The organism is Sutcliffiella sp. NC1 (genome assembly GCF_027594365.1).
Taxonomy (GTDB): Bacteria; Bacillota; Bacilli; order Bacillales; family Bacillaceae_I; genus Sutcliffiella; species Sutcliffiella cohnii.
This window is the reverse complement of sequence record NZ_CP115153.1, coordinates 933,892-957,830: the sequence shown is the minus strand read 5'-3', so window position 1 is coordinate 957,830 and position 23,939 is coordinate 933,892. Positions and strand designations below refer to the sequence as shown.

Below are 23,939 nucleotides of genomic sequence, written 5' to 3'. Positions count from 1 at the left end.
TGACTTTGTAAAATGTATTAGTCTAAAAATAAAACCATATGCTCTTCATCATAATACGTTTCGTTTACTTTCAAAGCCTTCTTTTCTGTCCCATAAACTTGAAATCCAACACTATTGTATAATCTTTTTGCACTTTCATTTGATGCAACAACTGTTAAGTTAATTTTTATTACTCCATCTAGCGTTTTTGCCTCATCAATGGCAGTTTGTATTAGTGCCTTTGCAACACCTGTACCTCTTGCAGTTGGTGACACATACATCGCAAATATGTTTGCTCGATGGCTCAATTTTATTGCTTTTTCCTGTACTAACGTTACCATCCCTACTAATTTATTTTCTATAAAAGCACCAAAAGTATAACTACCTTTTGCAGTTAAATTTTGTTGGACTTGTTCTATTGGGTTTTCTTTTTGTAGCGCCTCTTCATAACTTGAAGCAAACGCCTCGGGGTTTTGCTTTAATGCCTCTAATCTTAAGTTCCAATATGTTGCTGCATCTACACTTACTAACTTTCTGACAAACATTTATCCTCCAACCTTTCGAATCGAGACTGGCACATCCCTATCATTTTTTAATTTTTTCGGTTTCATTGAAATAATAATTATTGCTATAAAAATACAAAATACCCCTATCCAAGATATCCAATTTAATGTCTCCCCAATTAGAAAAACACCTAATAATGCAGCTGTCATCGGCTCAGCCAAAGTAAGCGTAACGGCAGTAGAACCACTAACATTCATCAATCCTTTTGCAAATAAAAGATATGCGAAAGCAGTTGCAATAACACCAATATACAAACTAGATACGAAGCCATTAACCTCTAGGAACCAAGTAAGGTCAAAAAGAAATAATGATGGTAGTAAACACATTCCACTCAATGTAAAAACAACTGCAACTACTGTATTAGGTGAATGACTTTTTATCAATTGCTTACTCACTAACGTATAACCCGCAAACGAAGTACCCGCAGCAAAGGCACAAATAACACCTGTCATATTTAGGGACACTGCTTCTTTTTGAATAAAGAGTAATAAACAACCAATTATTGCAACACTCGTAGCAATTCCCCATTGTTTCGTAGGTCGTTTTTTCTGTACAATCCATTCAAGCAAACCAGCAGTAATGGGGGCACTTCCAATTCCAATAACAGTACCTACCGCTATACCGGTCATACTCACTGCTGTAAAAAAGAACGGTTGGTAAAGCGTCATACAGATAACTGCTAGAAATAGTAATTTTTTTGGCCAATTATTAAACGATATTTTACCTTGTATCCAAATAAATACGAATAGCGTTAATCCACCAATCGCTAACCTCATCGCCCCAAAAGAAATAGGATGAACACCCGCTGGAGCTAAAGCTTGTGCTGTACCCGTTGTTCCCCAAAGCATCGCCGCAACTAAAACAAACAAAATAGAAACTCTTCCTAGCAACGTATCATTCTCCCCATTTCCGTTTTCAATTCCCATAATAATTCTACAATAATTCCACTTTACGTTATATTTTTCCTGCTTCCGTTTTAACACTAATTTTTTGAATATATTTGATAAACAGAAACACACTTGGTGATTTAGTTTTACTCCTTCTACAACTTTACCTATATTCTGCTGTCATTTAAAGGAATTTATTTTAGTTTAAGGGATGTAGCACTATTGCAATTAAAAATTTAATCCTCATAAAGCTCTTCAAGTTTTTATAACCATGTGTACAAAAAAAGTCCAAAAAGTCAGTCTCTACTGACTTTTTGGACACCCCAACTTATTTTTGTATTAATAATTTGCAGTTAATTTACTATAATCTACTGAGCCTTCTTCCACAAGATGGCATGCTACTTGTTGTGTAGCACCCGGAATCGAATGTAGTTTCGGTTCTTCGGAAGCACAACGTTCCATCGCATAAGGACATCTTGTATGGAAACGACAGCCTTGTGGTGGATTAATTGGAGAAGGAACATCTCCTTTTAAAATAATACGTTCTTTTTTCTGCTCAATGTTCGTACTTGGTATCGCTGATAGCAAAGCTTTCGTATATGGATGTTGTGGGTTTTCGAACAACGACTTTTTATCTGCAACCTCCACAATCTTCCCAAGATACATAACGATAATTCTGTCAGAAATATGACGTACTACTCCTAAATCATGAGAAATAAATAAGTATGTTAATTTAAATTTACGTTGTAAATCCTTTAATAAGTTTAATACTTGAGCTTGAATCGATACATCTAGGGCAGAAACAGCTTCATCACAAATAATTAACTTAGGATTTACTGATAATGCCCGGGCAATACCGATACGTTGACGTTGCCCTCCACTAAATTCATGTGGATGTCGGTCGATTTGATGTGCTCCAATTCCTACTGTTTCCAACAAGTCTATAACTTTTTGTCGTCTTTCTCTTCTCGGTACAACATTTTGTATTTCTAACGCTTCTTCAATAATTTGACTAACTGTTTGACGAGGATTTAAAGATGCGTAAGGATCTTGGAATATTATTTGAAGGTCTTTTCGCTTTTTACGCATTTTCGATTTACTTAAAGCTAGCAAATCTTCTCCTTCAAATACAATTTCTCCCTCCGTAGGATCTTCTAATCTTAAAATAGCACGACCAGTTGTCGACTTCCCACAACCAGACTCTCCTACAATACTAACCGTTTCTCCTTCATTGACTATGAAGCTTATATCATCAACAGCTTTTACATGATTTACTGTGCGGCCAAACATACCTCCCTTAATAGGAAAATATTGTTTAAGTCCATTTACTTCTAAAAGTGGCTTACTCATGGCTAGCCGCCACCTCCTCGTTTTCCCATTTATCTGTATGGATCCAGCATCTTACTTGATCCCCATCTGGTGTTTCAACTAACTCTGGTAGTTCTGCATGACATATTTCTTTTGCATGAGGACAACGTGGTGCGAAACGGCATCCTTTCGGTAAAGAGAATGGACTCGGTACAGATCCTTGAATAACAGATAAGTCCCCTTCATATTCTTGATCATGTTTCGGTACAGAGTTTAAAAGCCCAACTGTATAAGGGTGTTTAGGATCTGTAAAAATCGTTTTTACATCTGCATATTCCACCACTTTTCCACAATACATAACGGCTACTTTATCACACATTTCCGCTACAACTCCAAGGTCATGTGTAATCATCATTAATGACGTCCCTAACTCTTCTTGCAGTTTTTTCATTAACTCTAAAATTTGCGCTTGAATGGTTACGTCTAACGCGGTAGTAGGTTCGTCTGCAATTAAAAGCTCAGGGTTACACGAAAGTGCAATCGCAATCATTACACGCTGCCTCATGCCACCTGAGAGTTCAAATGGATATTGCTTTGCACGACTTTCTGGAGATGGAATCCCTACTAGTTTTAACATATCCACCGCTTTATTCCATGCATCCTTTTTATTTAACTTTTGGTGAATTCGTATGCTTTCCGCAATTTGCTCTCCACAAGTTAATACTGGGTTCAAAGAAGTCATTGGTTCTTGGAAAATCATCGAAATATTATTTCCGCGTATTTTCATCATTTCTTTTTTCGATTTGGCTAATAAATCCTCACCTTTAAAGACAACATTTCCACCAACTACTCTTCCAACTGGTTCTTCCAACAAGCGAAGAATAGATAAGGACGTTATACTTTTTCCAGAACCGGATTCCCCAACAATTCCGAGTGTCTTCCCTTTTTCTATTTCAAAGTCTACACCATCAACAGCCTTAACTTCACCTTCATCCGTGAAAAAGGATGTACGTAGATTTTTCACTTCGAGTATCACTTTATTAGTTTCCGTCATTCCTTTTCACCACCTTAGTTTAGATCAATTCTTTTATTAATAAGTCTGTACGTTATATCGACAAGGAAGTTAACGAGTACGAATAATAATGCACATACTAATATCGCCCCTTGTACCATTGGAAAATCATGCGCTTTAATAGAATCAATAATGAAGCGTCCTAAACCATTGATTGCGAAAACACTCTCTGTTACAACCGCTCCTCCTAGTAATCCACCAAACTGTAAACCTACGACAGTTACAACCGGAATAAGAGCATTACGTAAAGCATGTTTATAGACTACTAGTTTATCACTTACCCCTTTAGCATAGGCAGTACGAATATAATCTTGATTTAAGACCTCTAACATGCTAGAACGAGTCATACGCGCAATAATCGCAGCACCACCTGTACCTAACGTTATCGCTGGTAGCACCATTTGCTTCCACGATGTTCCCCAACCTGCTACTGGGAGCCAACCTAAATTTACTGAGAAGAAATAAATAAGCATAATACCTAACCAGAAGTTTGGCATTGATAGTCCAAACAATGCCACTACCATGATCGACGTATCAGCAAACGTATACTTTTTCGTTGCTGAAATTACACCTGCAACTAGACCAATCAATACTGCTAGTGCTGTACCGATAACGGCTAGCTGTACGGTGACCCAAAAACGGCTATCAAATATTTCAGTTACGACGGGACGCTTTGTTCGAATTGAATTACCTAAATCACCTTGAATCGCGTTTCCAACATAACGTAAATATTGTTCATGTAAAGGATCATTTAGCCCTAAATTTTCTCTCATCTGTTCTATTTGTTCTGGATTTGCTTGTTCACCAGCCATGATAACCGCTGCATCACCAGGAATTAAATGAATCATTAAAAATACTGCTAATGTAACCCCAATCATTACCGGGATAGTTTGTAGTAACCTACGAATTATATATACAAACATTTAAGTTCACCTTCTTCCATAAAAATTATTTCTTCGCTTTTGGATCTAATGCATCTCTTAATCCATCTCCAAATAGGTTAAAACCAATAACGACTATTAAAATCGTTATACCAGGAAACAGCGTTACATGTGGAGAAGAACGAACTAAATGTCGACCGTCACTTAACATTGCTCCCCACTCAGGAGTTGGTGGCTGTGTACCTAAGCCTAAAAATGATAATGCACTTGCTGTAATAATAGCCGAAGCAATGTAAAGCGTTGACTGTACAATAATCGGTGATAAAACATTCGGTAAAATATGCTTAAAAATAATTCTAGAATCACTTGAGCCCATTGCTCGTATTGCATCTATGTATTCTAGCTTTTTAACACTTAACGTTGAACCACGTACGATACGTGCAAAAGTAGGAATTGCAAAGAAAGCAATTGCTATAATTACATTCGTTGTACTAGCTCCTAAAATACTAACAATGGCTAACGCTAATAAAATTCCAGGAAATGCTAATAAAACGTCACAAAATCTCATAATGACAGAATCAATCGCTCTCCCGTAATATCCAGCGACGATTCCTAAGAAAACTCCAATAATAGCCCCTAGTAATGTAGAGAGTACTCCTACTGTTAAAGAAACTCTAGCACCAAATATAAGTCTACTTAAAATATCCCTTCCCATTTCATCAGTGCCCAACCAATGCTCAGCGGAAGGTGTTTGTAGTTTCTTAGGCATATCTACTAATTTTGGATCGTACGGAGCAATAAGCGGTGCAAATATTGCTAAAATGACAAAAACTAAAACGATAGCTGCCCCAACTAACGCAGCTTTATTTTTAGCTAATCTTTTATAAAATGCCGACCAACGTCGGATAGTACCAGATTGATGTCGTATAGGTACTGTTGTTGTCGTTTCAATCTGCGGTTGACTCATACCTTTTCCCCCTTTAAATAAATTGATAATCTTACAAATTTTTTAAATTGTTGATTACTATATTATATAGAAATTTAAAAGTTGACAATAGCATTTGTTGGATTAATCTTACTAATTTGATTAATATAATTTTTTGAGATAGTTTTTTTTATAAAAAGTATATTATTATTATTCAATAAATTTCGAATATGCACTTGTAACAATGGAATTTTTAGTCTATTATTACTACTATTCTACATAGACAACATTATTTTACAAAAACACTTAGGAGGTTAAAGTCTATGAAAATAAAAAAATTACTAACTGCCGTTTTATTTACGGCTCTAGTCCTTGCTTTAGCAGCATGTAACAGTGACAGCAACACCAATACTTCTGGAAGTAATGAAAATAAAGAAGGTGGACATTTTGTTTATGTTACAGCTTCAGATGCACCTACACTAGATCCACATGGCATGAATGACACCGCATCTACACACGCAACAACTCAAATTTTTGAAAGACTTACAGATTACAATGAGGATGGTACTGTTTATGGAGTATTAGCAGAAGAGTTTACTCCATTAGACGACACTACTTGGGAATTTAAGCTCCGCCAAGGAGTTACATTCCAAGATGGAACTGATTTTACAGCAGATGCTGTTAAAATGTCGTTAGATCGCCTTTTAGATCCAGAACTTGCCTCTCCAAAGGCTGTATTACTAAATATGATTGAAGAAGTAATTGTAGAAGATGAATTTACAGTAATAATTAAAACAGCTGGACCTTTTGCTCCACTACCAGCACACTTAGCACATAATGCGGGATCCATCGTTGCCCCTTCAGCAATTGAAGAAGAAAAAAACGGTGGAAAAACTGTTGATGAAAATCCAATTGGTACAGGTCCATTCCTATTAGATGAATGGAATCGTGGATCTGAGATTAAATTAAAAAGAAATGAAAATTATTGGGGAAATGTACCTACCATTGAAACAATGAGTTTTACTGTTGTACCTGAACAGTCTACTCGTATGGCTATGTTAGAGTCTGGCGAAGCAAATGTCGCTCTAGTCGGTTCATCAGATGTTACTCAAATGGAGAGTATACCTGGTATTGAATTAACTCACATACGTGGCACGCGTATGGACTACTTAGGATTTAATATGAATGTTGAGCCTTTTGATAATAAATTAGTTCGACAAGCAGTCTCCATGGCAATTAATAAGCAAGATATTATTGACGGCATTTTAGAAGGTCACGGTATACCAGCCGTTGGACCTCTAGCTCCTACTGTTGTAGGTAACTATCAAGGATTAACTCCTCTCCCTTACGATGTAGAAGAGGCGAAAACCCTTTTAGAAGAAGCTGGATATGCTGATGGATTTACAACTACTCTTTTTGTTAGAGAAGGTAATAAAGAATTAGCAAATATCGCAGTATTTATTCAATCTCAATTACAGCAAATTAATATTAACGTAGACATACAATCAATTGAATGGGGAACTCTACTAGAAAAAACAGGCGCTGGTGAACATGATTTAGTTCTTCTTGGTTGGACAACTGTAACAGCAGATGCTGATAACGGATTATATTCTTTATTCCACTCTGCTAATCTAGGTCCGTCAGGAAATCGTTCTTTTTATAAGAATGAAAGAGTAGACGAACTATTAGATTATGCTCGTTCTGAAACAGATCAACAGAAAAGAAACGAAGCTTACAAAGAAGTTTCTGAAGTTTTAGTAGATGAAGTTCCTATGGTTTACTTACAACACCCTGATTTCATATATGGTACTAACGGGGTTGAATCTGGTTTATATATCGACTTTAGCGGAATTCCATACTTCAAAAATGTAAAACTAAATTAACTATTGTAGAGAGACTCTTAAAACGGGTCTCTCCTTACATATAACTTCTCTCTAATAATCTATTGGGAATATTAGTAAAATATTATTTTTTTATACAAATCTTTAAAATAACCTTGTAAATTTAAAATTTTTAGATTATTATAATTTCTAATCATGCATAGACATGTATTGTTGAAAAAAAAATAGGGGGTTTTCATTCTATGAAAGCAAAAAAGCACTTTCTTTTAATGCTATCACTGGCTGTTATGCTAGTATTAGCGGCTTGTGGCGGTCAAAACGCTGGCACTAACAATGATAGTAAAGATGATGGCGGTGGAACTGCTGAAGGACAAGATGGCGGACATTTCGTGTTTGTTACAGGCTCGGATGCACCAACTCTTGATCCACACGGTATGAACGACACTGCAACAACAAATGCAACTTCTCAAATTTTTGAGCGTTTAACAGATTTCGCTGAAGATGGATCTGTTGTACCTCTACTTGCTGAAGAATTCAATCCAATTGACGACAGAACTTGGGAATTCAAATTACGTCAAGGTGTAAAATTCCATGACGGTACTGATTTTACAGCAGAGGCAGTAAAATTATCTTTAGAGCGTCTAATCGATCCTGATTTCGCTTCTCCTCGTGCTGTTGTACTTAACATGATTTCTGAAGTAATCGTGGAAGATGATTATACAGTTGTTATTAAAACAGCTGAGCCATTTGCTCCACTACCAGCTCACTTAGCACATAATGCTGGATCAATCATTGCTCCTTCTGCACTTGAAGAAGAAAACAATGGTGGAAAAACAGTTGATGAAAACCCAATCGGTACTGGACCATTCGTATTAGAAGAATGGGCTCGTGGTAGCGAAATTAAATTTAAGAAAAACGAAGATTACTGGGGTACGAAAACTTCTCTAGATACAATGAGCTTTATCGTAGTTCCTGAGCAATCTACTCGTATGGCTATGTTAGAATCTGGAGATGCGAATGCAGCTCAAATCGGTTCTTCTGACGTAAGACATATGGAAGGTGTACCTGATATTGAACTTACTCGTATCGTAAGTACACGTATGGACTACTTAGGATTCAATATGGGTGTTGAACCATTTGATAACAAATTAGTTCGTCAAGCAATCTCTATGGCAATTAACAAAAACGATATCGTTGATGGTATTTTAGATGGTCAAGGTACTGCTGCTGTTGGTCCATTAGCACCGACTGTAGTTGGTAACTACCAAGGCTTAACTCCACTTGGTTTCGATGTGGAAGAAGCAAAAGCATTATTAGAAGAAGCAGGATATGCTGACGGATTCAAAACAACGTTATATGTTAACGAAGGAAACAAAGAGCGTGCTGATATCGCTGTTTTAATTCAATCTCAATTAGCTCAAATCAACATCGATGTTGATATCCAATCTATTGAGTGGGGTACATTCTTAGAAAAAACTGGTGCTGGTGAGCATGAAATGTTCATCCTTGGTTGGACTACAGTAACAGGTGATGCTGACTACGGTTTATATGCACTATTCCATTCTGATATGCATGGGGCACCTGGTAACCGTTCTTTCTATACGAACGAAAGAGTTGACGAATTATTAGACTTAGCTCGTTCTTCAACTGATCAAGATGAGCGTAACGAAGCTTACAAAGAACTTTCTGAAATTCTTGTAGACGAAGTACCAATGGTTTACCTACAACATCCTGACTTCGTATACGGAACTAACGGTGTTGCTTCTGGTCTATTCGTAGACTTCAGTGGTACTCCATACTTCAAAGGTATTAAACTAAAATAATGTAACTTTTACTAGAGGGAGAGCTTATTATAAGCCTCCCTCTTTTTATCTATAAAAATAAAAAACTAACGCTTGTGCGCTAGTTTTTTAAGCATACAATTTACTTTCTTCTTTCTTGAAAAACTCCTTCATCGCATGAAAAACATCTGGTTTTTGCTTTAAAATATAATGTCTAAACTTTTCTTCGTGAATATTTTCATAGGCTGACATTAACGTACTATGTCGATTGTACTGATTAACTTCTCCGTACCCAAACATATTGGACACTTTCATCAATTCCCCTACTAATTTTACACAACGTTGATTATCAGAAGTTAAGTTATCACCATCAGAAAAATGGAACGGATAAATATTGTAATGTGTTGGATTATATTTATGATCTATTAGTTCTAACGCTTTCCTATAGGCTGAAGAACAAATAGTCCCACCACTTTCCCCTTTGGAAAAGAAATCTTCTTCTGAGACGATTTTAGCCTCTGTATGATGTGCAATAAATTCAATTTCTACTGTCTCATATTTTGTTCTTAAAAACCTTGTCATCCAAAAGTAAAAACTTCTAGCCATATACTTTTCCCACATACCCATCGATCCGCTTGTATCCATCATCATTAAAACTACTGCCTTTGAATCTGGTTTAATTACTTCGTTCCACGTTTTAAACTTTAAATCTTCTTTATAAATTGGGTGGAAGCTAGCTTTTCCGTTCATTGCATTCCGCTTATATGCGGAAAGCATTGTTCTTTTTTTGTCAATATTTCCCATTAATCCTGTACGTCTTATATCATTAAACTCGTAATGCTCCACAACATTTTCTGCTTTTTCTTTTTGCTGAAGATTTGGTAGCTCTAACTCATTAAAAAGAGCAGCTTCTATATCCATTAACGAAACTTCTGCTTCAAAATAATCTTCTCCTGCTTGATCTCCGGCCCCTTGACCTTTCCCTGCGCCTTGTTTTCCTGAATTAGATCCGTCTCTCGCCACAACATCGCCAACTTGGCTATCCCCATCGCCTTGGCCTACATGTTTGTTTTTGTCATAGTTATAGCGAATTCTATATTCGTCTAATGACCGAATAGGAATTTTCACGACCTCTTTACCATTAGACATAATAATATTTTCTTCTGTAACTAAGTCGGGTAGATTGTTTTTTATTGCCTCTTGTACCTTTTCTTGATGGCGTTTTTGGTCGTCGTAGCCTTTACGATGGAGGGACCAATCCTCTTTTGATACAATAAAATTTGTCTCATTGGAACTCATTATTGTTTCCCTCCTTTTTATTAAAAAACTTTAAAAAATTATGCACGATTTGCAAGTAAAGTTCATACAATATTTTGGTTACTGTAAAAAATGCACCAACCTTAAACTAACGAGAGGTTGGTTACTCTATCCTATGCAGAATCGTAAAAATATTGACAGATTATTTAGATAAATGTTGCCTCTTTTAAACTCGGACATGCTTCTTTTATTGCCTAAAACTGTTTCTTTTTTTATATAAGAGCAACCGGTCCAATATTATTTCTAATTTGTATTTATTCTTATGCGAGCAATAGCTTGTATCATACTAAAAAGGTGAAAACTGATTGTTAGCTCATTATACAAAAGCCCATAGCAATGCTACGGGCTTTTACTTATTTTTTCTTTCTTCTCAAATTGTTTTGGTACTTCCTCTTTATTTGAATTATTCTTTTTCAATTGTTCTATTTCTTTTGCCAACTTCTTCATTTCTTCATTATTTGGTGCCATCGTATTTTTTACATTTTCCATTGTTATCACCTCTTGGTTTTTACATTCCCGCTTGTCCAAATTGTAAACATATAATTTTTGTAATATTTCAAATAGTATTCACGATTCGCGATAAGTTAGATATGATAATTCCATATCTAACTGGAAGGAGGATTACGTTATGAATTTTGATATGATGCTAGGTTTAATTATCATTCCTCTCGCTATTATTGGTCTTGCAGTTGCAGCCTTTTATCATACGAAGGAAAAGGAAGGTGAAACAAAATGAGTGCTAATCCAATTACAGTAGCTGTATTAGTGTTCTATTTACTAGTGCTTATTGGGATAGGCTTTGTTAGTACTAAAAAAAGTTCTGGTGGATTGTCTGACTTTTTCTTAGCTGGTAGAGGCTTAGGGAAGTTTACGGTAGCATTAAGTGCGGTTAGTTCTGGAAGAAGTGCTTGGTTAGTACTAGGGGTCACTGGAACTGCTTATGCAACTGGTCTTAATGCAGTATGGGCTGTTGCTGGTTACATAACAGTTGAAGTATTTATGTTTTTTTACGTTGCTAAAAGATTTAGAGTATATAGTGAGAAAACAGGAAGTATTACTTTACCCGATATATTAGAAAACAGATATGAAGATAAATCTAACCTGCTAAGAATAACAAGCTCTCTTATTATCATTTTCTTTATGATTGCTTATGTAGGTAGTCAAGTAGTTGCAGGCGGGACAGCTTTTTCATCTAGCTTAGGGCTTTCTCAATCTAACGGAATGTGGTTAACAGCTATTATTATTTTATTGTACACGATGTTAGGTGGATTTCACGCCGTAAGTAAAACAGATGTTTTGCAAGCTATGTTTATGTTTTTATCTCTAATAATTTTACCAATTATAGCAATTATCGGTCTCGGTGGCTTCGGCCCAATTCTTGACACGATGCATGCACAAGGGGCTGGATTTACAAGCATTTGGACATTCGGTTTTGGAGCAATTGTCGGTTTATTAGGAATTGGTTTTGGAAGTCCTGGGAACCCTCATATTCTTGTTAGATATATGTCTTTAAAAAATGTAAATGAAATGCGTCAAGCTGCGTTAATCGGAACCATTTGGAATGTTGTTATGGGTTGGGGAGCAATCATGGTAGGTCTTGCCGGTAGAGCGTATTTCCCTAATATTAGTATGTTACCTGGTGAAAACAGTGAAGCGATTTTTACAACTCTTGGTGAGGAAATTTTAAATCCGTTTTTTATGGGGATTTTATTAGTCGCAGTACTAGCAGCGATTATGTCGAGTGCAGATAGCCAGCTACTCGTTGGAGCAAGTGCAGTCGTTCGTGATATTTATGATAAAATTTTTGCAAAAGGAAAAGAAGTTTCTCAAAAGAAGCTAGTATTATTTAGCCGCATATCTATTGCTTGTTTTATGTTACTTGCTGTATGGTTAGCGTTTTCCGCAGAACAATTTGTATTTTGGATGGTTCTTTTCGCATTTGGCGGACTTGGAGCCTGCTTCGGCCCAGCACTAATACTATCATTGTACTGGAAAGGTACAACAAAAGCTGGTGTTCTTACTGGAATGATCCTCGGATTAATAACGGTTATATTAGTTAAAAAGCAGCCTGAATGGACTTTTGCTTTTTTACCTGATGTAAAAGCGTTATTTGCCAAAATATTATTCGGAGTTACCTACGAAGCAGTGCCAGGGTTTTTAGTTGCATTACTCGCAACCGTTCTCGTAAGCTTATTTACGAACAAACCTGTTAATGTGGATCAACAATTTATAGATATAAAAAGTAAAAGTATGTAAGTAATATATTTTATAACAAAAGAGAGTACCCGTAAAAGCTAATGAATAGCTCATAAGGTACTCTCTAATTTTTTTATCTATTTAATAAACTTCCTACGTAACGAAGTAATTCATTCGCTGATGTTGAATTATATCCATGCTCATCGATAAGCCTTGCAACTACCTCATTTATTTTCTTCAACTGCGTTTCATCCGGTGTTTTAGAGGATGTCGTTATTTTCACCACATCTTTTAAATCGGCGAATAGCTTCTTCTGGATTGCTTCTCGTAGTCGTTCATGGGAATTATAATCAAATCGCTTCCCTTTTCGCGCATAAGCGGAAATACGAATTAATATTTCCTCACGAAATGCTTTTTTTGCATTTTCAGAAATACCGATTTGCTCCTCAATTGACCTCATTAACTTTTCATCTGGATTCATTTCTTCACCAGTAAGTGGATCACGTAGTTTAACTCTATTACAATATGCCTCCACATTGTCTAAATAGTTATCCATTAATGTTTTAGCAGATTCTTCATATGAATAAACAAATGCTTTTTGAACTTCTTTTTTCGCAATGTTATCATATTCTTTTCTTGCTACTGAAATAAAGTTCAAATACCTTTCTCTATCTTCATTCGAAATAGATGGATGTTGATCCAACCCTTCTTTTAATGAGCGTAAAACATCTAATGCATTAATGGAAGGTACTTCTTTTCGAATAATAGTGGAAGATATACGGTTTATAACATATCGAGGATCGATTCCGCTCATTCCCTCATCGTTGTATTCTTTCTTCAATTCTTCCACGTCCACTGAGTTAAAGCCTTCTACTTGCTCACCATCGTATAATCTCATTTTCTTTAATAAGTCAATGTCGCCACGCTTTGGCTCTTTTAACCTTGTTAAAATTGTGAACATTGCTGCTACCCGTAACGTATGCGGTGCAATATGCACATCACGCACATCACTTTCATTTATCATCTTTTCATAAATTTTCTCTTCTTGTGTAACTTTTAAATTATACGGGACTGGCATAACAATAATCCGTGAATGAAGTGCCTCATTTTTCTTATTAGAAATAAAGGATCGATACTCTGTTTCATTCGTATGGGCAACAATTAATTCATCTGCACTTATTAATGCAAAACGCCCAGCTTTGAAGTTTCCTTCTTGGGTTAATGATAATAAATGCCATAAAAACTTCTCATCACACTTTAACATCTCCTGAAATTCCATCATACCGCGGTTTGCTTTATTCAGTTCACCATCAAAACGATATGCCCGTGGATCTGACTCAGAACCAAATTCTGCAATTGTCGAGAAATCAATACTTCCAGTTAAATCAGCAATGTCTTGTGATTTTGGATCGGACGGACTAAACGTTCCAATACCTACACGTTGATTTTCCGATAAGAATATTCGTTCCACTAGTACATCTTCAATTCTTCCACCATACTCTTTTTCTAGTCTCATCATGTTTAATGGTGATAAGTTTCCTTCAACACGAATACCATACTCTTGATGGAAATCTTCTCTTAAATGATGCGGTATTAAATGCAAAGGATCTTCATGCATCGGACAGCCTTTAATTGCATAAACAGCACCACGGTCTGTTAGCGTATACTGTTCTAAGCCCCTTTTTAAAATTGTAACTAAAGTTGATTTCCCTCCACTTACAGGACCCATTAATAAAAGGATACGTTTTCTAACATCGAGCCTCTTTGCTGCTGGATGAAAATACTCCTCGACGAGTCTCTCTAATGCTTCTTCTAACCCAAATAACGAATTACTGAAAAATTTATATTCCTTCCTGCCATTAACCTCTTCTACTCCTGCATCTTTGACCATATTGTACACCCTTGAATGAGCCGATTGTGCAATATACGGGCGTTCCTTTATTAACTTTAAATACTCGCCGAAGGTTCCTTCCCACTTAAGCCGCTGTTCTTCTTCCCTGTACTTTTCAATTTTACGTAAAATATCCATAAGGACCTCCCCCATTTATCTCTTCAAGAGCAAGATTAATAATATGTATGCTGTCATTATTTGAAACATGCTTTTCAAAGAAAATTATTCAAGGACCTTCTTGAGGAAGATTAAAATCAGAAGTGTAAGGTTTGTCTACATATAGCAACAATAACAACGATTTTTTAGGAAGTACCATATTATTGTAAAAAACAATTTTGAATCAGTTTAAAGAATACGGTACATAATAGAATAAAGGAAATATTGTCAAATTTTATTCATACATTACATTCACAATAATTACTTATTAAGTTATAATAATGGATAGTATGCTTACTTATATACTTTATTAAAGGGGGAGCTACATATGGGAACAATTTTAATTTTAGGTGTATGCCTAGCGTTCTTAACAGCAATTTTCACTGCTGGTTATAACGATAGACCTGGTGCAAAAACTAAATAATGGAAACACCCCGGCGCTTTCCTATTCACTAGGACAAGCGCTTTTTTAGACACAAATAGAAAACGGAGTATAGAATTAATTCTACGCTCCGTTTTTTCATTAAATTTCAGGATATTCAATTGAAAGGTTAGGATAATCTTGTTGTCTTAGTGCTTCGTATACTAAGATTGCTGCTGTATTAGATAAGTTTAACGACCTTACATTTGTCGTCATAGGTAAACGTAAGCAAGTGTCTATGTTCTTTTGAATAACTTCCTTTGGAAGACCGGTTGTTTCTCTTCCAAAAACAAAGAAATAATCTTTTTCCAAATTACTATAGTCAAAGGAAGTATGTGGTTTTTGACCAAATTTTGTAATGAAAAAGAATTCACCATCACTGTTTTTTTCAAACAATTCTTCAAGTGAATCATAATAAACAACATTTACAAACTCCCAATAATCAAGACCTGCCCGTTTTAACATTTTATCGTCAGTTGAAAATCCAAGCGGTCGAATCAAATGTAGTGTTGTATTTGTTGCTGCACAAGTTCTAGCTATATTTCCTGTGTTAGCTGGAATTTCTGGTTGATATAATACTACATGTATACCCAAGTTTTTCACCTCTAAAATTACTTAAATCAATCATACATATAAACAATACATTTAATTTATTCGATAATCAATATTTTAATTGCGATCAATAATATGAAAGAACTTATATTTTATATTTGGAGTGTACGCTGACGAGTCTTCATATGCCCAATACCTCATTCTACTGTTATGTGTATGTGCATTTACTAACGGCATCCCATCTTGGTCCTTGGCAACTACGATAGTATTATGGTCAAATCTCCCATCACCTTGAAAATCATAACAAATAACATCTCCTGGCATTAAATCAGCTGCCCTTGTTACTTCTCTTCCTTTCATGCCACTTTTTGCATTAGGTAAATACCAGCGTAAAGAGTGAGCAACAGACCATGTATAGCTCCAAGCTTTATTTTTCATCCACCAACCACTACTCTTATTAGGAAAACCTACCATTGGGGCCCCACCTGCGTGTACACATTGAGAAACGTAGTTCGTACAATCAACATCAAATTTTTTAAACTGAGGATTGTAACTATTCCACCATCTTTCTGCATATTGAACAGCAGCCATTCTATCATAAGTAAAACGATAATCCCGCTTTTCACATTCTTCTAACGGTTGCATGTAAATCGGCTCTACGTTATTCATTACTTGTCTATCAGTTACTATTTCATTATCATCCCATACAGATATTCTATTTAACATTTCTTCTTCTAAATATAGTTTATCCTTATGATTAATTAAATACCTAATATGAATTTGATATGTGACTTCTTTCTGGCTTCCGATCGGAGTAATTTTATTTATTTTCCCTTCTGCGTTACATTTGACAATCTCTGCCCCTCTTCTTCTGTGCATTTCCCTTTTATTCTTTATCGTATCGTCGTTTATAATATAGTTACCAGTTTGAGAACTTCTATATACATAACTTTGAAGCAACATTTCAACATGTCTTTGCAATTGAGTATTCATCGTATACACTCCTCCAGAAAACTTCTTTTTACACTGTATGCTTTTAGAAGTAGTCTCATTAAAAAGACAGAAAAAAAGTGAGAGTTATTGGTTAACTCTCACTCTTCAATAATGCTATTCCCTTCTCCATTTCTTCTCGTGCATCTGAATCTTGTTCTTTCTCCATTAAGTGCATTAAGCGAGGTAAGGAAGATTGTTCTCCAATTTTACCTAATGCCCATGCTGCTGTCCCTCTAATGACAGGTCTTGGATCATTTTCAATTAGCTCAAGGAGAACTGGGACAGCCGTTTTATCCCGATAATGGGCTAGTGCTATAATTGCATTTCGTTGGATTGGTTTTTTTCCTCGCCATGAACCTGACATATGGCCATATTTTTCTTTAAACTCTCGATTACTCATTGTTAACAAAGGCTTTAATCTCGGCTTTACTAGCTCAGGATCGGGTTCTAATTCCGCATGAAGGTGAAAGTCCTTCCCCTTATTTTCTGGACATACCGTCTGGCACGTGTCACAACCATACAAACGATTACCTAGTTTTGTTCTATATTCTTCTTTTAAAAAGCCTTTCGTCTGTGTTAAAAAGGCAATGCACTTGTTAGAATCGAGTTGCCCTCCTTGAATTAATGCACCGGTTGGACAAGCATCCACACACTTATTACACGACCCACAACGGTCTTCAATCGATTGATCTGGATCAAATGGTATATTTGTAATCATTTCACCTAAATACACGTAGGAACCAAATTCTGGCGTAATAATGGCACAGTTTTTACCACTCCACCCGATACCTGCTCTTTCGGCAACTGCTCGATCTGCAAGCTCACCTGTATCGACCATTGATTTTAATGTTGCTTCTGGGACTTTTTGTTTAATGAATTCTTCTAATTTACTTAAGCGATCTCTCAGTACAAGGTGATAATCTGTTCCCCATGATGCCCTGCAAAAAATACCCCGTGGGTCCTTCCTCGTACTACGAGGTGCATCTTTCATTTTTGATGGGTAAGCAATCGCAATCGCAATAATAGATTTTGCTTGAGGGAGTAAAAGCTGAGGATTCGTTCGCTTTTCAATATCACTTTCTTCAAAACCTGATTGGTACCCATTTTCTTGCTGTACTCTCAACCGTTCCTTCAATTCAACAAAAGGACTTGCACTTGTAAAACCAATTTTATCAATGCCAATTTGCTTACTGTATTGAATAATTTCTTCTTTTAATTTAGTAAAATTCAATGTATGCACCTCCTTTGCTAACATTTTTAACTATTCATTTAATGTGTGGTAAACTAATATAAACATGGAAATAAAGGAAGCGGTATAATGATTACAATACATAATGAAGTAAAAAAAGCTATTCCAAATTTTAAGTTAGGTTATATTGAATATGAAAATACAACTATAAGCACTACACCCCAAATGTTTAAAGGTAGATTTCGCCTTTTTCAAGAATCAATATACTTTGATTTACTTGATCAAGAACTAAAAAGTGTTCACGGAATAGCGGAATGGAGAAAGATTTTCAAACAAACTGGTACTGATCCGAGTAGGTACCGCCCATCCGCCGAAGCGCTATATAGAAGGATTAAAAAAGGTCAGTTTCTTGAACCTGTAAACTCTGGCGTAGACATTAATAATTTTTTTTCGTTAAAGTATTCAATTCCTTTTGGTTTATATGATAATGCAAAACTTAACGGACAGCTATCAGTAATGATTGGAAAAGAAAATGATCACTATACTGGTTTAAACGGTAGAATAATCAGTCTTGATAAAATCCTTCATACTGCTGACGAAAATGGCCCGTTCGGAAGTCCTTACATTGATAGTACTAGATCCCCTATTTCAGAAGCAACTACTGATGCCATTCAACTTGTTTATTTACTTCCATCTATTGAAAATAATGAAGCAGTAAAGATGCTAGAGAGTGTTGCTTCTATGTTTGTACAAATTAACGGCGGGAATTTTAAAGTAAATCTAGTATCATAAAGAATTCATTTTATTAATGAATTCTTTTTTTGTTCTTTAACATATTAGATTAAAAGTATCCATAGTGGGTAAACAAAAAAACGTAATGCATCGTTAATTTGTTTAACGAAACACTACGTTACTCACTATGTATGGAGCGGGTGATGGGAATCGAACCCACGACATCAGCTTGGAAGGCTGAGGTTTTACCATTAAACTACACCCGCACTGGCCTATTCTTAATTAATACCGGTGGTCGGGTTCGAACCGACACTCCGAAGGAACACGATTTTGAGTCGTGCGCGTCTGCCAATTCCGCCACACCGGCGTAAACAGTATTAAAATAAAAAATGGTGCCGAGGACCGGAATCGAACCGGTACGGTAGTCACCTACCGCAGGATTTTAAGTCCTGTGCGTCTGCCAGTTCCGCCACCCCGGCTTGTAACACTGTTTGGCATTTATTAGTGGAGGCGGCAACCGGATTCGAACCGGTGGTAAAGGTTTTGCAGACCTCTGCCTTACCACTTGGCTATGCCGCCTAATGTATTGGAGCGGAAGACGGGATTCGAACCCGCGACCCCCACCTTGGCAAGGTGGTGTTCTACCACTGAACTACTTCCGCAAAATTGGCTGGGCTAGCTGGATTCGAACCAACGCATGACGGAGTCAAAGTCCGTTGCCTTACCGCTTGGCTATAGCCCAATAATTTTATAATGTTGGGGCGATTGATGGGAATCGAACCCACGAGTGCCAGAGCCACAATCTGGTGCGTTAACCACTTCGCCACAACCGCCATAATGTTAAGTTTTGTTTTATAATTGGCAGGGGCAGTAGGAATCGAACCCACACCGGAGGTTTTGGAGACCTCTGTTCTACCGTTAAACTATGCCCCTATAGTAAGAATTGTTACAACTTAATTTAAAATGGTGGAGGGGGACGGATTCGAACCGCCGAACCCAAGGGAGCGGATTTACAGTCCGCCGCGTTTAGCCACTTCGCTACCCCTCCAGTAAGGATGGTGCCGGCGATAGGAGTCGAACCCACGACCTACTGATTACAAGTCAGTTGCTCTACCAACTGAGCTACACCGGCATATATTAAATGCAATTATTTCTTTTTATAATTTAAATGGTGGCTCGGGACGGAATCGAACCGCCGACACATGGATTTTCAGTCCATTGCTCTACCGACTGAGCTACCGAGCCTAACTTTAAATTATAATGGCGGTCCCGACGGGAATCGAACCCGCGATCTCCTGCGTGACAGGCAGGCATGTTAACCGCTACACCACGGGACCTGGTTGCGGGGACAGGATTTGAACCTGCGACCTTCGGGTTATGAGCCCGACGAGCTACCGGACTGCTCCACCCCGCGACGATATTAATCTTATAATTTATGGTGGAGGATGACGGGATCGAACCGCCGACCCCCTGCTTGTAAGGCAGGTGCTCTCCCAGCTGAGCTAATCCTCCAATATATAATGGTGACCCGTACGGGATTCGAACCCGTGTTACCGCCGTGAAAGGGCGGTGTCTTAACCGCTTGACCAACGGGCCATAATTGTAAGAGTTTAAGAATGGCGGAGAGCAAGGGATTTGAACCCTTGAGACGGCGGTAACCGTCTACACGATTTCCAATCGTGCTCCTTCGGCCACTCGGACAGCTCTCCATAATGGCTCCACCAGTAGGATTCGAACCTACGACCCTTCGGTTAACAGCCGAATGCTCTACCGCTGAGCTATGGTGGAATAGAAGAATTATATCCTTCAGCCTGGCAACGTCCTACTCTCGCAGGGGGACAGCCCCCAACTACCATCGGCGCTGAAGAGCTTAACTTCCGTGTTCGGTATGGGAACGGGTGTGACCTCTTCGCCATCATTACCAGACATTTTTTTAAGGACAAATACTATTATAATATATTTTATGAGAAAATCAAGAGTTTTTTTTGTTCTCTCAAAACTAGATAATATTTTTCATCAAGATCGTTCATATCGTTCATTTAAATTGGTTAAGTCCTCGATCGATTAGTATTCGTCAGCTACACGTGTCGCCACGCTTCCACCTCGAACCTATCAACCTGATCATCTTTCAGGGATCTTACTAGCTTGCGCTAAAGGAAATCTCATCTTGAGGGGGGCTTCATGCTTAGATGCTTTCAGCACTTATCCCGTCCGCACGTAGCTACCCAGCTATGCCTTTGGCAAGACAACTGGTACACCAGCGGTGCGTCCATCCCGGTCCTCTCGTACTAAGGACAGCTCCTCTCAAATTTCCTACGCCCACGACGGATAGGGACCGAACTGTCTCACGACGTTCTGAACCCAGCTCGCGTACCGCTTTAATGGGCGAACAGCCCAACCCTTGGGACCGACTACAGCCCCAGGATGCGATGAGCCGACATCGAGGTGCCAAACCTCCCCGTCGATGTGGACTCTTGGGGGAGATAAGCCTGTTATCCCCGGGGTAGCTTTTATCCGTTGAGCGATGGCCCTTCCATGCGGAACCACCGGATCACTAAGCCCGACTTTCGTCCCTGCTCGACTTGTAGGTCTCGCAGTCAAGCTCCCTTGTGCCTTTACACTCTACGAATGATTTCCAACCATTCTGAGGGAACCTTTGGGCGCCTCCGTTACTCTTTAGGAGGCGACCGCCCCAGTCAAACTGCCCACCTGACACTGTCTCCCGAGCCGATAAGGCTCGCGGGTTAGAATTTCAATACAGCCAGGGTAGTATCCCACCGACGCCTCCACCGAAGCTAGCGCTCCGGCTTCTCAGGCTCCTACCTATCCTGTACAAGCTGTACCAAAATTCAATATCAGGCTACAGTAAAGCTCCACGGGGTCTTTCCGTCCTGTCGCGGGTAACCTGCATCTTCACAGGTACTATAATTTCACCGAGTCTCTGGTTGAGACAGTGCCCAGATCGTTACGCCTTTCGTGCGGGTCGGAACTTACCCGACAAGGAATTTCGCTACCTTAGGACCGTTATAGTTACGGCCGCCGTTTACTGGGGCTTCGGTTCAAAGCTTCGCGCCGAGGCGCTAACCTTTCCCCTTAACCTTCCAGCACCGGGCAGGCGTCAGCCCCTATACTTCGCCTTACGGCTTCGCAGAGACCTGTGTTTTTGCTAAACAGTCGCCTGGGCCTATTCACTGCGGCTCTCTCGGGCTTTAACACCCTAACAGAGCACCCCTTCTCCCGAAGTTACGGGGTCATTTTGCCGAGTTCCTTAACCAGAGTTCTCTCGCTCACCTTAGGATTCTCTCCTCGCCTACCTGTGTCGGTTTGCGGTACGGGCACCATATTCCTCGCTAGAAGCTTTTCTTGGCAGTGTGGAATCAGGAACTTCGGTACTATATTTCCCTCGCCATCACAGCTCAGCCTTTAGGATAAGCGGATTTGCCTACTTATCCAGCCTAACTGCTTGGACGCACATATCCAACAGTGCGCTTACCCTATCCTCCTGCGTCCCTCCATCGCTCAAACGGAATGAGGTGGTACAGGAATATCAACCTGTTATCCATCGCCTACGCCTTTCGGCCTCGGCTTAGGTCCCGACTAACCCTGAGCGGACGAGCCTTCCTCAGGAAACCTTAGGCATTCGGTGGAAGGGATTCTCACCCTTCTTTCGCTACTCATACCGGCATTCTCACTTCTAAGCGCTCCACCAGTCCTTACGGTCTAGCTTCAACGCCCTTAGAACGCTCTCCTACCACTGTTCGTAAGAACAGTCCGCAGCTTCGGTGATACGTTTAGCCCCGGTACATTTTCGGCGCAGAGTCACTCGACCAGTGAGCTATTACGCACTCTTTAAATGGTGGCTGCTTCTAAGCCAACATCCTGGTTGTCTAAGCAACTCCACATCCTTTTCCACTTAACGTATACTTTGGGACCTTAGCTGGCGGTCTGGGCTGTTTCCCTCTTGACTACGGATCTTATCACTCGCAGTCTGACTCCTGAGAAACAAGTCTTTGGCATTCGGAGTTTGACTGAATTCGGTAATCCGATGAGGACCCCTAGTCCAATCAGTGCTCTACCTCCAAGACTCTTTACTCAAGGCTAGCCCTAAAGCTATTTCGGAGAGAACCAGCTATCTCCAGGTTCGATTGGAATTTCTCCGCTACCCACACCTCATCCCCGCACTTTTCAACGTGCGTGGGTTCGGGCCTCCATTCAGTGTTACCTGAACTTCACCCTGGACATGGGTAGATCACCTGGTTTCGGGTCTACGACCACGTACTATGACGCCCTATTCAGACTCGCTTTCGCTACGGCTCCGTCTCATCAACTTAACCTTGCACGTAATCGTAACTCGCCGGTTCATTCTACAAAAGGCACGCTATCACCCATTAACGGGCTCTAACTACTTGTAGGCACACGGTTTCAGGATCTTTTCACTCCCCTTCCGGGGTGCTTTTCACCTTTCCCTCACGGTACTGGTTCACTATCGGTCACTAGGGAGTATTTAGCCTTGGGAGATGGTCCTCCCAGCTTCCGACGGGATTTCTCGTGTCCCGCCGTACTCAGGATCCACTCAAGAGAGAACGAGGTTTCAACTACAGGGTTTTTACCTTCTATGACAGACCTTTCCAGGTCGCTTCGTTTACCCCGTTCTTTTGTAACTCCGTATAGAGTGTCCTACAACCCCAAGAGGCAAGCCTCTTGGTTTGGGCTAATTCCGTTTCGCTCGCCGCTACTCAGGAAATCGCGTTTGCTTTCTCTTCCTCCGGGTACTTAGATGTTTCAGTTCCCCGGGTCTGCCTTCCATACCCTATGTATTCAGGTAAGGATACTACTCCATTACGAGCAGTGGGTTTCCCCATTCGGAAATCTCTGGATCAAAGCTTACTTACAGCTCCCCAAAGCATATCGGTGTTAGTCCCGTCCTTCATCGGCTCCTAGTGCCAAGGCATCCACCGTGCGCCCTTAATAACTTAACCGTCGACAAATGATAAGCGTCGCATCTCTTCGTCAGCTTCCTTCGCTCACGTCCTCATGTACGCTTTTGTACACTCCGGCGCTCGCTCAGTCGCTTCCTCGACCTGCTCGCTTCTAATTTGTCTTAGTATTCAACCTAAAATTAGGTTTCGTTGATAACAGCGAATTGTTATCATTAGAAAATTACTAAGATGAACGATACTTGTGAATGTATCTTGATTACTTATATTATCTAGTTTTCAAAGAACATATTTAATAGAGAGAATGCTCTCTCAAA

The 23,939-nt window shown here is 38.9% G+C and carries 16 protein-coding genes, 17 tRNA genes and 2 rRNA genes; 4 read left to right on the top strand and 31 right to left on the bottom strand.

Annotated elements, in window-relative coordinates:
- Nucleotides 1-17: 17 nt before the first annotated feature.
- From O1A01_RS04815 to nikC, 6 genes are all read right to left on the bottom strand, one after another.
- Nucleotides 18-524: a GNAT family N-acetyltransferase gene (locus O1A01_RS04815; protein ID WP_270065692.1), complete on the bottom strand. Its 507-nt coding sequence runs from the start codon at nt 522-524 to the stop codon at nt 18-20.
- Nucleotides 525-1,433: a DMT family transporter gene (locus O1A01_RS04810; RefSeq protein ID WP_443081808.1), complete on the bottom strand. Its 909-nt coding sequence runs from the start codon at nt 1,431-1,433 to the stop codon at nt 525-527.
- A gap of 336 nt (nt 1,434-1,769) precedes the next feature.
- On the bottom strand, nt 1,770-2,780 hold the full coding sequence (locus O1A01_RS04805; RefSeq protein WP_270065690.1) for an ABC transporter ATP-binding protein: 1,011 nt from the start codon (nt 2,778-2,780) through the stop codon (nt 1,770-1,772).
- Nucleotides 2,773-3,792 carry an ABC transporter ATP-binding protein gene (locus O1A01_RS04800; protein WP_270065689.1) on the bottom strand — a complete coding sequence of 340 codons (1,020 nt, stop codon included), beginning with the start codon at nt 3,790-3,792 and terminating at the stop codon, nt 2,773-2,775. Before O1A01_RS04800 ends, O1A01_RS04805 begins: the two co-directional genes overlap by 8 nt.
- 14 nt (nt 3,793-3,806) lie before the next feature.
- Nucleotides 3,807-4,733: an ABC transporter permease gene (locus tag O1A01_RS04795; protein ID WP_270065688.1), complete on the bottom strand. Its 927-nt coding sequence runs from the start codon at nt 4,731-4,733 to the stop codon at nt 3,807-3,809.
- A 25-nt stretch (nt 4,734-4,758) separates the two neighbouring features.
- Complete coding sequence (nikC, locus tag O1A01_RS04790; protein WP_066419858.1) at nt 4,759-5,658, bottom strand: nickel transporter permease; 900 nt, start codon at nt 5,656-5,658, stop codon at nt 4,759-4,761.
- 281 nt (nt 5,659-5,939) lie between these two features.
- Between nikC and O1A01_RS04785 the strand changes: the two genes are divergently transcribed.
- Nucleotides 5,940-7,499 (top strand): glutathione ABC transporter substrate-binding protein, encoded by a 1,560-nt coding sequence (locus O1A01_RS04785; RefSeq protein WP_270065687.1) that lies wholly within the window; start codon nt 5,940-5,942, stop codon nt 7,497-7,499.
- Between the two features lie 200 nt (nt 7,500-7,699).
- Nucleotides 7,700-9,280 (top strand): glutathione ABC transporter substrate-binding protein, encoded by a 1,581-nt coding sequence (locus tag O1A01_RS04780; protein ID WP_066419860.1) that lies wholly within the window; start codon nt 7,700-7,702, stop codon nt 9,278-9,280.
- An 87-nt stretch (nt 9,281-9,367) separates the two neighbouring features.
- Here O1A01_RS04780 and yhbH read toward each other — a convergent pair whose 3' ends face one another.
- Together yhbH and O1A01_RS04770 are read right to left on the bottom strand one after the other, a co-directional pair.
- A complete protein-coding gene (gene yhbH, locus O1A01_RS04775) occupies nt 9,368-10,537 on the bottom strand; it encodes a sporulation protein YhbH (protein ID WP_270065686.1) in 1,170 nt (389 codons plus the stop codon).
- Between the two features lie 357 nt (nt 10,538-10,894).
- Nucleotides 10,895-11,044: a hypothetical protein gene (locus O1A01_RS04770; protein ID WP_157076698.1), complete on the bottom strand. Its 150-nt coding sequence runs from the start codon at nt 11,042-11,044 to the stop codon at nt 10,895-10,897.
- 243 nt (nt 11,045-11,287) lie between these two features.
- On the opposite strand from O1A01_RS04770, the gene O1A01_RS04765 reads away from it, so the two are divergent.
- Nucleotides 11,288-12,811 (top strand): sodium/proline symporter, encoded by a 1,524-nt coding sequence (locus O1A01_RS04765; protein ID WP_270065685.1) that lies wholly within the window; start codon nt 11,288-11,290, stop codon nt 12,809-12,811.
- Nucleotides 12,812-12,884: 73 nt separating this feature from the next.
- On the opposite strand, the gene O1A01_RS04760 is transcribed toward O1A01_RS04765, so the two are convergent.
- The 4 genes from O1A01_RS04760 to queG all read right to left on the bottom strand — a co-directional run bounded on the left by O1A01_RS04760 (nt 12,885) and on the right by queG (nt 18,019).
- A complete protein-coding gene (locus O1A01_RS04760) occupies nt 12,885-14,780 on the bottom strand; it encodes a PrkA family serine protein kinase (RefSeq protein WP_066419863.1) in 1,896 nt (631 codons plus the stop codon).
- Between the two features lie 541 nt (nt 14,781-15,321).
- Nucleotides 15,322-15,813, bottom strand: coding sequence for a tRNA (uridine(34)/cytosine(34)/5-carboxymethylaminomethyluridine(34)-2'-O)-methyltransferase TrmL (gene trmL / locus O1A01_RS04755; RefSeq protein WP_066419865.1), 492 nt, complete (start codon nt 15,811-15,813; stop codon nt 15,322-15,324).
- Between the two features lie 75 nt (nt 15,814-15,888).
- Nucleotides 15,889-16,764, bottom strand: coding sequence for an amidase domain-containing protein (locus O1A01_RS04750; protein WP_270065684.1), 876 nt, complete (start codon nt 16,762-16,764; stop codon nt 15,889-15,891).
- A 91-nt stretch (nt 16,765-16,855) separates the two neighbouring features.
- Nucleotides 16,856-18,019, bottom strand: coding sequence for a tRNA epoxyqueuosine(34) reductase QueG (gene queG / locus O1A01_RS04745; protein WP_425319485.1), 1,164 nt, complete (start codon nt 18,017-18,019; stop codon nt 16,856-16,858).
- Between the two features lie 63 nt (nt 18,020-18,082).
- On the opposite strand from queG, the gene O1A01_RS04740 reads away from it, so the two are divergent.
- Nucleotides 18,083-18,745, top strand: a complete 663-nt coding sequence (locus O1A01_RS04740) for a B3/B4 domain-containing protein (RefSeq protein WP_094366049.1) — start codon at nt 18,083-18,085, stop codon at nt 18,743-18,745.
- A gap of 132 nt (nt 18,746-18,877) precedes the next feature.
- On the opposite strand, the gene O1A01_RS04735 is transcribed toward O1A01_RS04740, so the two are convergent.
- The 19 genes from O1A01_RS04735 to O1A01_RS04645 all read right to left on the bottom strand — a co-directional run bounded on the left by O1A01_RS04735 (nt 18,878) and on the right by O1A01_RS04645 (nt 23,664).
- A tRNA-Gly gene (locus tag O1A01_RS04735) sits at nt 18,878-18,951 on the bottom strand.
- Between the two features lie 20 nt (nt 18,952-18,971).
- A tRNA-Leu gene (locus O1A01_RS04730) sits at nt 18,972-19,052 on the bottom strand.
- A 23-nt stretch (nt 19,053-19,075) separates the two neighbouring features.
- A tRNA-Leu gene (locus tag O1A01_RS04725) sits at nt 19,076-19,164 on the bottom strand.
- A 26-nt stretch (nt 19,165-19,190) separates the two neighbouring features.
- A tRNA-Cys gene (locus O1A01_RS04720) sits at nt 19,191-19,264 on the bottom strand.
- 8 nt (nt 19,265-19,272) lie between these two features.
- Nucleotides 19,273-19,347, bottom strand: a tRNA-Gly gene (locus O1A01_RS04715).
- 5 nt (nt 19,348-19,352) lie between these two features.
- A tRNA-Gln gene (locus O1A01_RS04710) sits at nt 19,353-19,427 on the bottom strand.
- Between the two features lie 15 nt (nt 19,428-19,442).
- Nucleotides 19,443-19,518: transfer RNA gene (locus O1A01_RS04705), tRNA-His, on the bottom strand.
- Nucleotides 19,519-19,544: 26 nt separating this feature from the next.
- A tRNA-Trp gene (locus O1A01_RS04700) sits at nt 19,545-19,618 on the bottom strand.
- 31 nt (nt 19,619-19,649) lie between these two features.
- Nucleotides 19,650-19,733 (bottom strand) — tRNA-Tyr (locus O1A01_RS04695).
- 8 nt (nt 19,734-19,741) lie between these two features.
- A tRNA-Thr gene (locus O1A01_RS04690) sits at nt 19,742-19,817 on the bottom strand.
- 37 nt (nt 19,818-19,854) lie between these two features.
- Nucleotides 19,855-19,930, bottom strand: a tRNA-Phe gene (locus O1A01_RS04685).
- Nucleotides 19,931-19,946: 16 nt separating this feature from the next.
- Nucleotides 19,947-20,022: transfer RNA gene (locus O1A01_RS04680), tRNA-Asp, on the bottom strand.
- Nucleotides 20,023-20,099 (bottom strand) — tRNA-Met (locus tag O1A01_RS04675).
- 22 nt (nt 20,100-20,121) lie between these two features.
- Nucleotides 20,122-20,197: transfer RNA gene (locus O1A01_RS04670), tRNA-Val, on the bottom strand.
- A gap of 9 nt (nt 20,198-20,206) precedes the next feature.
- Nucleotides 20,207-20,281, bottom strand: a tRNA-Glu gene (locus O1A01_RS04665).
- 21 nt (nt 20,282-20,302) lie between these two features.
- Nucleotides 20,303-20,394: transfer RNA gene (locus tag O1A01_RS04660), tRNA-Ser, on the bottom strand.
- Between the two features lie 4 nt (nt 20,395-20,398).
- Nucleotides 20,399-20,473 (bottom strand) — tRNA-Asn (locus O1A01_RS04655).
- Between the two features lie 21 nt (nt 20,474-20,494).
- Nucleotides 20,495-20,611 (bottom strand): 5S ribosomal RNA (rrf, locus tag O1A01_RS04650).
- A gap of 118 nt (nt 20,612-20,729) precedes the next feature.
- A 23S ribosomal RNA gene (locus O1A01_RS04645) occupies nt 20,730-23,664 on the bottom strand.
- Nucleotides 23,665-23,939: the final 275 nt, after the last annotated feature.

Bases quoted from the DNA above. Each gene is read 5' to 3' on its own strand.
- yhbH (WP_270065686.1), bottom strand. From the start codon at position 10,537: ATGAGTTCCAATGAGACAAATTTTATTGTATCAAAAGAGGATTGGTCC.
- nikC (WP_066419858.1), bottom strand. From the start codon at position 5,658: ATGAGTCAACCGCAGATTGAAACGACAACAACAGTACCTATACGACAT.
- O1A01_RS04795 (WP_270065688.1), bottom strand. From the start codon at position 4,733: ATGTTTGTATATATAATTCGTAGGTTACTACAAACTATCCCGGTAATG.
- O1A01_RS04765 (WP_270065685.1), top strand. From the start codon at position 11,288: ATGAGTGCTAATCCAATTACAGTAGCTGTATTAGTGTTCTATTTACTA.
- queG (WP_425319485.1), bottom strand. From the start codon at position 18,019: ATGTTAGCAAAGGAGGTGCATACATTGAATTTTACTAAATTAAAAGAA.
- O1A01_RS04780 (WP_066419860.1), top strand. From the start codon at position 7,700: ATGAAAGCAAAAAAGCACTTTCTTTTAATGCTATCACTGGCTGTTATG.
- O1A01_RS04800 (WP_270065689.1), bottom strand. From the start codon at position 3,792: ATGACGGAAACTAATAAAGTGATACTCGAAGTGAAAAATCTACGTACA.
- O1A01_RS04760 (WP_066419863.1), bottom strand. From the start codon at position 14,780: ATGGATATTTTACGTAAAATTGAAAAGTACAGGGAAGAAGAACAGCGG.
- O1A01_RS04815 (WP_270065692.1), bottom strand. From the start codon at position 524: ATGTTTGTCAGAAAGTTAGTAAGTGTAGATGCAGCAACATATTGGAAC.
- O1A01_RS04770 (WP_157076698.1), bottom strand. From the start codon at position 11,044: ATGGAAAATGTAAAAAATACGATGGCACCAAATAATGAAGAAATGAAG.
- O1A01_RS04805 (WP_270065690.1), bottom strand. From the start codon at position 2,780: ATGAGTAAGCCACTTTTAGAAGTAAATGGACTTAAACAATATTTTCCT.
- O1A01_RS04750 (WP_270065684.1), bottom strand. From the start codon at position 16,764: ATGAATACTCAATTGCAAAGACATGTTGAAATGTTGCTTCAAAGTTAT.
- O1A01_RS04785 (WP_270065687.1), top strand. From the start codon at position 5,940: ATGAAAATAAAAAAATTACTAACTGCCGTTTTATTTACGGCTCTAGTC.
- O1A01_RS04740 (WP_094366049.1), top strand. From the start codon at position 18,083: ATGATTACAATACATAATGAAGTAAAAAAAGCTATTCCAAATTTTAAG.